The following is an 11,073-nucleotide window of genomic DNA, read 5'->3' on the forward strand; positions in this document are numbered from 1 at the left end:
GGGCGGCTACGGCGCCGTCGAGTCGAGTGCCCAGATTGCCCACGAATCCCGCCGCCAGCGCCGTGGGCTTGCCCTTGCCGCCGATCGCCGATTCGCGGTCCCACACCAGCTTGCGGGTCACTGCACCCAGCTGTGACAGCAGCAACCACATCCCGGCGAGGATGTCTCCGCCCTGGCGCGAGGGGATCATCACCGCCGAGCGGTACCGGGAGAACGCCAGCGTCATCACCAACACCGGCAACATTGACAACTGATTGTGGCCCACCGGGATTCGGTAGTCGGGGAACCACAGATCCCATTGCGAGCACCCGCCGGGCTGATAGATCACCCGATCAGCGGGATCCACCCCGCGGAACTCCGGGCGAATCACCCGCACCCGATCCTTGAGGACGGTCATCGACTTCGCCCACCCGATCCGCTGCGCGATCACCGTCGCCGGCATCGTCGGATACTCACGCAGCAACGCTCGGATCTGCGGTTCGAACGCATCCACCGCCGACCCCTTCGACGGCCGCGAGTAGCTCGGGGCCGTATCTGAGGCCAACGCCGCCCGGACCGTGTTTCGCGCCACCCCCAGCCGGCGCGCGATCTCCTTGATCGGCACACCCTCACTGCGATGCAAACGGCGGATCTCCGCCCACTGCTCCACTGAAATCACCCTCCTAACAAGACGGGGGTCAAAATTCACCCGTCGTCAGGGGGTCAGTTTTCAGGCGTCGTCAACAGGTGTGCGTGCGGCCGAATGTCGTGTTCTCGCCGAGTTCGCCGAGCAGGACCGGCATGAACTGCTGAAGCTACTCGCCATGCTCGGCCAGCGATAACCACCCTGAAATATTTACCGGCCTATCCGCGAGTGGTTACCTTGTAGCGGTGCCGCGGCCGGGCCGACGTTCTCGCGCCCAGCGCACCGGCGGAGGATCGCTTACGGAGGTAGGTTCCCTTGCCTGCCGCCGTCGCCGACCTTCTGCCGTATTCGGAATCGGAACCAGTGTGCTGACCAAACTTATGCAAACCCTATCGGAGGTACCGACAAACCTTGTGCGCCGACCGAGGGCCTCGTGATGTGCGCCGCCACCATTCGTTAGAAGCACCGTGGGTGACGCCGCCAACCGCAGAGCCCCGTCTGCCAAGCAGTGAAGTGATCTCGTCGAAGACGGAGTGGCGCTACGCCCGAGACCGTGCTCAGCAAGGCCGTGGCAGGCGGTGCCCCGGGCCCTGTCGAGCAGAAGCCACGTACCGGTGCATCGAGCAAGCTTGGTGATGTTCACCCCCCGGATAGGACCAACGCCCTGACATTGACCTACTGATCACCGAATGCCGCGGCAACGGCGCTGTTGAAATACCAGGGCGAGTATGGAGTTTGGCGTTTCCCCTCCGCTACCACGGGGCGGTTGAAGGCACGCTCGTCGTCAGCGCCGTAAGCCCACCCTCGAGCGCGCACATCCAACTGCTGACTGTGCCCGCGAATCAGACCGGCGCTGCCCTGGCATGCATTGCCCTCCATCGGCAAGACAAGCGGTATACCGAGGAACTGCAAAGAGCGACACAACTCGTCGACCACTGAGGGCCTGGCCTTGGTGCCCTGTGGGTCGTCGGGCGGGCGAAGCTGGGCGGCAATGTCACAGCGAGCGGCCGATGCCGCGCGCCGCGACCTGCAGGGCACCGAGCAGTCTCTGGCGATCGCGTCGCAGGCTTGGCACGACCACCCCGATCGCTGCGGCCACGGTGTCGTCGGACGATCGCACCACGGGGACGGCCAGCGAACACGCGCCGAGCGACATTTCCTCGCTTGTGGTCGCCACTCCGTCTCGACGAACTCGATCGATCTGGGCGGCAAGCACCGGCCGGGCGACGATCGTGTACGGCGTGACGCGGATCAGGTTGGCAAACACATGTTCCTGAATCTCTTCCGGTGCGTAGGCAAGCAGAACCTTGCCGACTCCGGTGCAGTGCATGGGTAGCTTGCTTCCGACGCTGCTGACGATGGGGACCGAGGTGCTGCCCATCATCCGCTCGAGATAGAGCACCTCGGTGCCCTCGCGGATCGCAAGGTGCACCGTGGCCGTCGCCGCCGCGTAGATGTCATGCAGATATGGCTCGGCAACCTGGCGCAATCTGCCTTCGACGGGAGCGAGCAGTCCCGCATCCCACAGCAATCTGCCCACCTCGAAACGACCGTCTTTTCGCCGCTGCAGCGCGTGTCCGGCAACCAGTTCGCCTGCCAGTCGATGCGTGGTCGGAACCGGCAGACCGGCGCGATGGGCAAGCTCGGACAGCGCCAGGCTGCGGTGCCGCTCGTCGAACGCGCCGACGATTGCCAGCAAACGACTTGTGACCGTCGCCCCGGGGGTCGACGTGTTACCTGCCATCCTTTGCATCCTTCCGCTGAGCGAAATTCTAGTCTTCACTGCACTTCCCAGGAGCCGATACCGTGCACCGCATGACAGCAACGCCCGCCATCAACTCGGACAGCGCTTCGGCAAGTCAGGCTGAGGTCAGCTGCGAGATCGGCGCGATCGAGTCCGCCTACCTGCGTTCGGGTGTGGAAGAGACGCAACCGCGGCTCGACTACGCGCCGTATCGGAGCAGCCTGTTGCGCCACCCGACCAAGGATCTGCACCACGCCGATCCGGAAGGCGTCGAGTTGTGGACACCATGCTTCGGCGAGCGCGACGTCCATCCACTCGAGTCCGACCTGACAATCCAGCACACGGGCGCCCCGATCGGAGAACGCATGGTCGTGACCGGGCGGATCGTCGACGGTGACGGTCGGGCGGTACGTCGGCAGCTAGTGGAGATCTGGCAGGCCAACGCGGGCGGTCGCTACATCCACAAGCGCGACCAGCATCCGTCGCCGATCGACCCGAACTTCACCGGCGTCGGGCGCTGCCTCACCGACGACGACGGCTACTACCGGTTCACCACCATCAAACCCGGGCCCTACCCGTGGAAGAACCACCGCAACGCGTGGCGGCCCGCGCACATCCACTTCTCTTTGTTCGGAACCGAATTCACGCAACGCATGATCACTCAGATGTACTTCCCCGGCGATCCGCTGTTCGCGCTCGACCCGATCTACCAATCGATCACCGACCAGAAGGCGCGCGACCGGCTGGTCGCCAGCTACGACCATGACGTGACCACCCACGAATGGGCGACCGGGTACCGCTGGGACATCGTGCTGTCCGGTGCCAACCGGACCCCTGTCGACGAAGGAGCCGACCACTGATGTCCACGCTGCTGACCGCCACGCCCGGCCAGACCGTCGGGCCGTTCTTCGGGTACGCGCTGCCGTTCGACCGCGACAGTGATCTCGTGCCGCCCGGCTCACCCGGTGCGATCCAGTTCCACGGCGTCGTCACGGACGGGGCGGGCAACCCGGTTCCCGACGCGCTGCTCGAGATCTGGCAGGCCGACGCCGACGGCGTGATAGCTACGGCCACCGGCTCGCTGCGTCGCGACGGCTGGACGTTCACCGGATGGGGCCGTGCCGCCACCGACGACGCGGGTCACTACAGCTTCTCCACGGTGTCGCCAGGTCCCACGCGTTCTGGTGCCGCACCGTTCTTCCTCATCACCGTCTTCGCCCGCGGGCTGCTCAACCGACTGTTCACCCGGGCCTACGTCCCGTGTGAGCAACTCGCCGACGATCCGCTGCTGAATTCGCTTGCCCGGGAGCGCCGTCAGACGCTGATCGCGACGCGCGAGGCGGCCGGCCTGCGGTTCGACATCAGGCTTCAAGCCGGGGACGACGAGACAGTTTTCCTCACCTATCCGGGACATCGGCCATGACGGACCTGTTCTGGCCGGGGGATCACCGTGCCGATGATCTGATGAGCGATCGTGCCTTCCTCGCCGCGATGGTCGCCGTCGAGCAGGCCTGGCTGGCCGCGCTCGTCGGTGCCGGGATTGCGCCTGAGGAGGCGTTGGCCGATCTCGCAGGGTACTTGGCCGACGGTGACCTCGAGGCGATCGCCCGCGGCGCCGATGCCGATGGCAATCCGGTCAGCGGATTGGTTGCCCTGCTGCGCATCCGTACCGCACAGCCAACCGCGCAGTGGCTCCATCGCGGCTTGACGAGTCAGGATGTCGTCGACACCGCACTGATGGTGTGTGTCCGAGACGCCGTCGACCGCCTCCGCAAGGAACTCGCCCACCAGGTGCGGGCGCTGTCGCGGCTGGCTGAAACGCATTCAGGCACACCGATGCTCGCGAGGACGCTCACACAGGCCGCGTTGCCGAGCACCGTTGGCGTGAAAGTGACACGGTGGTTGTCGGCGGTGCTGGACGCCGCTGAACCGCTGACCGAATTACGCGTGCCGGTCCAAGCCGGGGGTGCGGCGGGCACCCTGGCCGCAGCCGTCGAGCTGAGCGGCTCGGTGGAAGGTGCGATCAGCTTGAGTGACTCGCTGGCCGTCGCCCTCGGTCTAGCTCCCGCGCCACCGTGGCACACCACGCGATCCGCCATCACAAGAATCGGCGATGCCCTGGTTTCCTGTTGCGACGCATGGGGGTACATCGCCGCCGATGTCGCCACAGGCAGCCGGCCCGAGATCGGCGAGTTCGCCGAGGCAGGCGGCGGCAGTTCGTCGACCATGCCGCACAAGAGCAATCCGGTGCGCTCAGTGCTGCTGCGCCGCACCGCGATCACCGCAGCGCCGCTCGCCGCCACACTGCACACCGCATCGGCGATGTCGGTCGACGAACGCTCCGACGGTGCATGGCATGCCGAATGGGCCACCCTGCGGACGCTGGCACGACACACCGTCGTCGCCGCGGCGCACGCGACGGAGCTACTGGCCGGGTTACAAATCGATGTGGAGCGCGCCCGCGCAAACCTCGGCGCCGCCGACCGCGTGCTATCCGAGCAGAAGACAATGACGGACCTGACCGGACACGCTGCGAGTGCTGAATACCTCGGAGCCGTCGAGCAACTCGTCGACGCCGCGTTGCACCGGGCCGGTCACTACCTGAAGGACGCCCCGTGAGCATTCCGCGAATCGTCGGCACCGAGTTCGGGGGAGCGGACACCGCCCCGCTGCTTCTTCTCGGGCCGTCACTGGGCACCAGTGCCGCCACATTGTGGAGCGCGGCCGCCGCCCATCTGAGCCAGAACTGGCGTGTGGTCGGTTGGGATCTGCCAGGCCACGGCCGCGGCGACACCGCGGACGCGTTCACCATCGCCGAATTGGCAGAGGCAGTGTTGGCACTGGCCGACGGGTTCACCACCGAGACATTCCATTACGCAGGCGATTCGGTAGGCGGCTGCGTCGGGCTGCAACTGTTGCTCGACGCTCCGCACCGGATCGCGTCGGCCACCGTGCTGTGTACCGGCGCGGCGATCGGGACGTCGGACGCATGGCGCGAGCGCGCCGCCACCGTGCGGTCGGGCGGAACCGAAACCATGGTGGCCGCCGCCGCGCAGCGCTGGTTCCCCGAAGGCTTCGCCGATCGTGAGCCGCTCGTCAGCTCAGCACTTCTGGAAGCCCTGCGGGCCACCGACGCGGACTCGTATGCCCAGGTATGTGAGGCGCTGGCCGACTTCGACGTCGTCGACCGGCTGCACGAGATCACCACACCGGTGCTCGCGGTCGCAGGGAGCCAGGACATCGCCACGCCGCCGGATCATCTGCAGCGCATAGCCGCCGGTGTTAAGGACGGACAGCTGGTCGTGCTCGACGGCGTGGGGCACCTGGCTCCCGCCGAGGTCCCCGCTAGAGTCGCAGCGCTGATAGCCGAACACGCATCGACAGGTTCGCCGACGACCATCGACGAGGTGTATGCCGGCGGCCTCGCGGTTCGCCGAGAAGTTCTCGGTGACGCGCACGTCGACCGGGCCATCGCCGCGACCACCGATTTCACCGCTGACTTCCAGCGGTTCATCACCGAATATGCCTGGGGCGCAATCTGGACGCGCCCGGGACTGGACCGTCGCAGCCGGTCGCTGATCACGCTCACCGCCCTGGTGGCGCGCGGGCACCACGAAGAACTCAAGATGCACCTGCTGGCCGCCCGCCGCAACGGGCTGTCCAACGACGAGATCAAGGAACTCTTGATGCAGACCGCGATCTATTGCGGAGTCCCGGATGCCAACACGGCGTTCCGGATTGCCGCTGACGTCCTACCTGACTTCGATGACGACATGGGGGAGAGGCCATGAGTCGCACCGAGATCTGCGACACCGCACGACAGGCCGTCGCCGGAATCGAGAACGGGTCAACAATTCTCGTGGGCGGATTCGGGATGGCGGGCATGCCGACCGTGCTCATGGACGCACTGATCGAGCAAGGCGCCACTGACCTCACCATCGTCAGCAACAACGCGGGCAATGGTGACACCGGCCTCGCCGCGTTACTCGCGGCCGGTCGCGTCACCAAGGTCATCTGTTCGTTTCCGCGACAGGCCGATTCGTACGTCTTCGACGAGCTGTACCGCGCGGGCAAGATCGTGCTCGAGGTGGTTCCGCAGGGAAATCTGGCCGAACGGATCAGGGCGGCGGGTGCAGGCATCGGCGCATTCTTCTGTCCGACAGCCGTCGGCACCCCCCTCGCGGAAGGCAAGGAGACGCGCACGATCGACGGTCGGACCTACGTGCTGGAGTATCCGATCCGGGGCGATGTCGCGCTCATCGGCGCCCACATCGGCGACCGGGCGGGGAACCTCCTATACCGCAAGACCGCCCGCAACTTCGGCCCGGTGATGGCCACCGCTGCAGCACTCACCATCGCCGAAGTGTCGCGCGTGGTCGACGCGGGTGGCATCGATCCCGAAATCGTGGTCACACCCGGAATATTCGTTGACCGGATTCTCGACCTGTCGACCGCCCAACACATGACGGAGGTGGCGTCGTGACGCTGCATGTCCCCACTCGCAGCACTGTGGAACACCTCGACCGCGATCCACTGGACCGTCGAGAACTGGCAGCCATCATCGCTCGCGACATTCCGCCCGGTTCATACGTCAATCTGGGAATCGGCCAACCGACGACCATCGCGGACTACCTGCCTCCGGAAGCAGATGTGGTGCTACACACCGAGAACGGCATGCTCGGCATGGGTAGCGAAGCGGTAGGCGACGAGATCGACGGGGATCTGACGAATGCGGGCAAGGTGCCCGTCACCGAGACGCCCGGCGCTTCGTACTTTCACCATGCGGACTCGTTCGCGATGATGCGCGGCGGTCATCTCGACGTCTGCGTCCTCGGTGCATTCCAGGTCAGCCAGCGTGGCGATCTGGCCAACTGGCACACCGGCGCCCCCGACTCGATTCCCGCGGTGGGCGGAGCCATGGATCTCGCCATCGGCGCGAAAAGCGTGTTCGTCATGATGAACCTGTTCGCCAAAGACGGCACGGCCAAGCTGGTGCCGGAATGCACGTATCCGCTCACCGGCGTCAGATGCGTCAGCCGCGTCTACACCGATCATGCGATCTTTGCGATCGACTCTGCGCATGACCGCGGGGTGCGCGTGCTGGAGACCTTCGGGCTGTCACTTCGTCAGCTCAGCGACAGAATGTCGGTGCCGCTGCACTAGCGAGACGGCAGGCGCACTCGCCAGCCCCGGATTGCGAGCCGTTCGTCGGTGCTCGCGACCGAGTAACAGATCGCGGTTGCGACGACCGTCGGCAGCACGTACGTGAGGATCACGACGAAGACGACGAAGGCGATGTTCGGCTCCGTCAACCAACTCTGCGGGAATCGGGCCAGGCTGACAGCCAACCACGAGGCGATGATTGCCAGGCCAAGCGTCGTCACGGTGGGGACCTTTATCGAACGCAGCGCCAGGCGCGTCGGCTCGGACGGATCGGCCAACGATTTGCGCAGATTCCTGGTGCGGATATAGACCAGCGCGAAGTTGGCGAGGATGACGATCGCAGCGCTGACGATGATCAAGCCGGTCGCCCAGAGGTCGGGGCTGCGACCGAACAGGAAACGCAGATAGTCGATGGTGGTCTCGGTCACGATAAGCGTCGTCGTCACCATCGCTGCGAAGGTCAGCCAGCCACCGAGGTCGGCGAGAAAGCTGTAGGCGCCGGCATCTTCAGCGTCCTGCTCCGCGATCTTCTTGACTGCATGACTGGCCAGCATCTAGCCCAACCCGCCGAACAGGGCCGTGGCACCCGCGGCGAGCATCCCCGTCGACACCGCACCCTGTGTCCACGCGATCGCGCAGACTCCCGCCCGACTGCAGTGACGTGTATGGGTTCAGGGCATCTTTGACCGTTCGTCATCGGGACATCGTTGACGGGCAACCCGCGCCTGCCACGGTGTCGTCGTGGTCAATCCAAAGGTTCCTGAGACTGATTCCGATGTTGCCGCGCGTGTCACGGTCGAGATCCGTCTGCGTGCTGTCACCGAGGTCAACGACGGCGCACCCGTGGGTGAGGTGGCCCAGCGGTTCGGCGTGACACGTCAGACTGTCGCGGCATGGCGTAAACGCTATGAGGCCGGCGGCCTGGGCGGTTTGGCCGATCAGTCGCGTCGCCCGCATTCGAGCCCGGGCCGGATCTCTCCCGATGTTGAAGCGTTGATCTGCGAAATGCGCCGCCACCATCGACGCTGGGGAGCCCGGCGCATCGCCTACGAATTGACGCTGGAGATTGGCGAACAAGCCCCGTCGCGATCCACGACCCACCGCATCCTGGTGCGCAATGGCTTAATAAATAGCCAAGAGCAGCAACATAAACGAGTCTACAAACGGTGGGCACGCGAAGCACCGATGCACCTGTGGCAGCTCGACATCGCCGGCGGGGTGTGTGCCTGGTCAACGGGCGCGAGCACAAGATGCTCACCGCCATCGACGACCATTCACGCTTCGTCGTGGCTGCCACCGTTTTGCCGGTGCCGTCTGGTCCCGCGGTGTGCGATGCCTTCTTGGCCGCCATCGCCCGCTGGGGTGCACCGTTCGAGATGCTCACCGACAACGGCAAGCAGTTCACCAGCAAGTTCACCAGGCCATTACCGGTCGAGGTCCTCTTCGAACGGATCTGCCGCGACAACGGCATCACCACACGATTGACCAAACGCCACTCTCCCACGACCACCGGCAAGGTTGAGCGTTTCCACAAGACGTTGCGACGCGAACTTCTCGACGAGACAGGCGCATTCGAGTCGATCGAAGCCGCCCAGGCAGCCATCGACGAATGGGTCCACGCCTACAACACCGTGCGGCCCCACCAATAGCTGGACACGGCTACGCCAGCGAACTTGTTCCGCAGCCGACCCGCCGATCCAGAACCTCACCCAGCCGTTGAGATCGGCCACCCCGATGAGCCGGCGAGCCCCATTCGGCGGATGGCACCGCCGAACGTCGCCAGTGGGCCGCGGCCGATCGAAATGGAGGCACGGGTACCGCCCCGTCGGGCGTCGTGGTGATCGCGGGTCTGCAGCAGCTCTGGGTCGGAAAGAACTACGCCGGACTGACGGTGGACGCTGTGGATCCACCTGACCAGCATCCACATCCTGCTCGCCGACGAGTTGATCAAGACCGTCCCGTCGAGAGTAACCAACGCCGACCTGGAACGGCTGTCACTGCGCGGAGTTCGAGTCGGACGACCTGACCCCGCCGGGTCCACGCCACCCGACAGTCGCTCCAGTGGAGGATCAAGGGCGGTCGAAATCGAGCGCACCGCCGACCGTGACGGCATCGTTGTCGTCCGCGGTCGAGAGCTGGCGTTGGGCACCGGTGTCGCCGGAACTCGGGTGACGTTGCGATTCGACGTCGGGCTCGTCCACGCCTTAGCGGGCAATATCTTACTCAAGACACTCTCAAACCCATCCTCTGTCAACGAGATGCGAGACATCAGAGGCGCCCGACCGGCGACTACAGCGCTGCCCCCACCGCCACCAGCCGGCCCGCAGAGCGTCCAGCGGCGAGTCCCCAAAGACGGTGTCGTGATGGTCGCCGGACAGCGCCTTCGAGTGGGACGAACACACGCCGGCATGATCGTTACCGTCGTGGTCGAAGACCATCACCTTCGCGTCCTCGACGGCATCAAAGAGCTCTCACTGCACGCGCAGACGTCGACCAAACCCATCCGCAACTTCAACGCTCACCGCCCCCGGAAGCGGTAACCATGTCCCGATGACGATTCGTTACCTATGTCCTGAGACCACACAAGTCAGCAGTAGGTGTTTCCCTACCGGTCAAACATGCGCGTCATCTCGTTTCGTGGGCTTGACCCGGGACTGTGGATCTAACGGTGTTTCCGGCACTGACACGCTGTGACACCTCCCGGCGAGTCCGGAGGCTCCCGATCTTGGGAGGATCTGAGTCATGGGACGTCCGAGCAAGTATCCCGACGAGTTGCGTGAGCGTGCGGTGCGCATGGTCGCCGAGGTGCGTCCGCAATACCCGTCGCAGTGGGCGGCGATCACCGCGGTCGCCGGCATGTTGGGGATCGGCACACCCGAGACTCTGCGGACCTGGATTCGACGCTCGGAGGTCGACACCGGGCAGCGTCCCGGGGTGACGACACAGATGGCCGAGGAGAACAAGGCGCTGCGCAAAGAGATCGCCGAGCTGCGTCGGGCCAATGAGATCTTGAAATCAGCGGCGATTTTCTTCGGGGCCGAGCTCGACCGGCCCGGGAGACGGTGATCCGGTTCATCGCCGAACACAAGGACCAGCAGGTGGCCGGCCCCGACGGCGGGGCCGGGTTGCGCTGGGGTGTCGAGCCCATGTGTGCCGTGCTGTCTGAGCATGGCGTGCCGATCAGCCCGTCGACCTACTACGAGTGGATCGCCAAGACACCGACGCGGCGGGAGCTGCGTGACGCCGAGTTGGTCGAGATCATCACCGCAGCAAGGGAAGACAAGAAGAAGGGTCGGTTCGTCCAGACGTTGGGATCACGCAAGGTGTGGATCTGGCTACGCGGCCAGGGCCACGACGTCGCCCGCTGCACCGTGGAGCGGCTCATGCGCGACAACGGTTGGGAGGGCGCACGGTACGGGTCCAAACACAAGACCACCGTCGCCGACGACAGCCATGTCCGGTATCCGGATCTGGTGGACCGCCGGTTCTATGCTTCGGTGCCAAATCGGTTGTGGGTAGCCGATTTCGTGCGCCGCGAGGC

Annotated in this window: 9 protein-coding genes and 2 pseudogenes; 8 read left to right on the forward strand and 3 right to left on the reverse strand. The window is 65.3% G+C overall.

Translation table 11 applies throughout. The annotated features are described in order from the left end of the window. On the reverse strand, positions 1–658 hold a 658-nt coding region (locus J3476_RS23165), incomplete at its 3' end, for a helix-turn-helix domain-containing protein (RefSeq protein ID WP_373889108.1). Positions 659–1,619: 961 nt separating this feature from the next. Then, positions 1,620–2,369, reverse strand: coding sequence for an IclR family transcriptional regulator (locus tag J3476_RS23170; protein ID WP_207068685.1), 750 nt, complete (start codon positions 2,367–2,369; stop codon positions 1,620–1,622). A gap of 71 nt (positions 2,370–2,440) precedes the next feature. Between J3476_RS23170 and pcaH the strand changes: the two genes are divergently transcribed. The 6 genes from pcaH to J3476_RS23200 are packed head-to-tail and all read left to right on the forward strand — an operon-like array spanning position 2,441 to position 7,532. Then, on the forward strand, positions 2,441–3,229 hold the full coding sequence (pcaH, locus tag J3476_RS23175) for a protocatechuate 3,4-dioxygenase subunit beta (RefSeq protein ID WP_207068686.1): 789 nt from the start codon (positions 2,441–2,443) through the stop codon (positions 3,227–3,229). After that, positions 3,229–3,792: a protocatechuate 3,4-dioxygenase subunit alpha gene (pcaG, locus tag J3476_RS23180; RefSeq protein ID WP_207068687.1), complete on the forward strand. Its 564-nt coding sequence runs from the start codon at positions 3,229–3,231 to the stop codon at positions 3,790–3,792. The genes pcaH and pcaG overlap by 1 nt, the downstream gene beginning before the upstream one ends. Beyond that, complete coding sequence (gene pcaB / locus J3476_RS23185) at positions 3,789–4,988, forward strand: 3-carboxy-cis,cis-muconate cycloisomerase (RefSeq protein WP_014211510.1); 1,200 nt, start codon at positions 3,789–3,791, stop codon at positions 4,986–4,988. Before pcaG ends, pcaB begins: the two co-directional genes overlap by 4 nt. Continuing rightward, positions 4,985–6,160, forward strand: a complete 1,176-nt coding sequence (gene pcaC, locus J3476_RS23190) for a 4-carboxymuconolactone decarboxylase (protein ID WP_207068688.1) — start codon at positions 4,985–4,987, stop codon at positions 6,158–6,160. The genes pcaB and pcaC overlap by 4 nt, the downstream gene beginning before the upstream one ends. Continuing rightward, positions 6,157–6,852, forward strand: coding sequence for a 3-oxoacid CoA-transferase subunit A (locus tag J3476_RS23195; protein WP_014211512.1), 696 nt, complete (start codon positions 6,157–6,159; stop codon positions 6,850–6,852). Before pcaC ends, J3476_RS23195 begins: the two co-directional genes overlap by 4 nt. Next, the gene (locus J3476_RS23200; protein WP_286183588.1) at positions 6,849–7,532 is read left to right on the forward strand and encodes a 3-oxoacid CoA-transferase subunit B; all 684 of its coding nucleotides are present in this window, start codon (positions 6,849–6,851) and stop codon (positions 7,530–7,532) included. The genes J3476_RS23195 and J3476_RS23200 overlap by 4 nt, the downstream gene beginning before the upstream one ends. Here J3476_RS23200 and J3476_RS23205 read toward each other — a convergent pair. Then, positions 7,529–8,086, reverse strand: coding sequence for a hypothetical protein (locus tag J3476_RS23205; RefSeq protein ID WP_286183589.1), 558 nt, complete (start codon positions 8,084–8,086; stop codon positions 7,529–7,531). The genes J3476_RS23200 and J3476_RS23205 overlap by 4 nt on opposite strands. Before the next feature lie 187 nt (positions 8,087–8,273). Between J3476_RS23205 and J3476_RS28220 the strand changes: the two are divergent. Further along, positions 8,274–10,072: pseudogene (locus tag J3476_RS28220) on the forward strand (IS481 family transposase). 202 nt (positions 10,073–10,274) lie between these two features. Then, positions 10,275–11,073: pseudogene (locus J3476_RS28050) on the forward strand (IS3 family transposase); the annotation flags it as partial.

Origin of the sequence: Mycobacterium sp. PO1 (assembly GCF_017312405.1) — a bacterium.
GTDB lineage: Bacteria > Actinomycetota > Actinomycetes > Mycobacteriales > Mycobacteriaceae > Mycobacterium.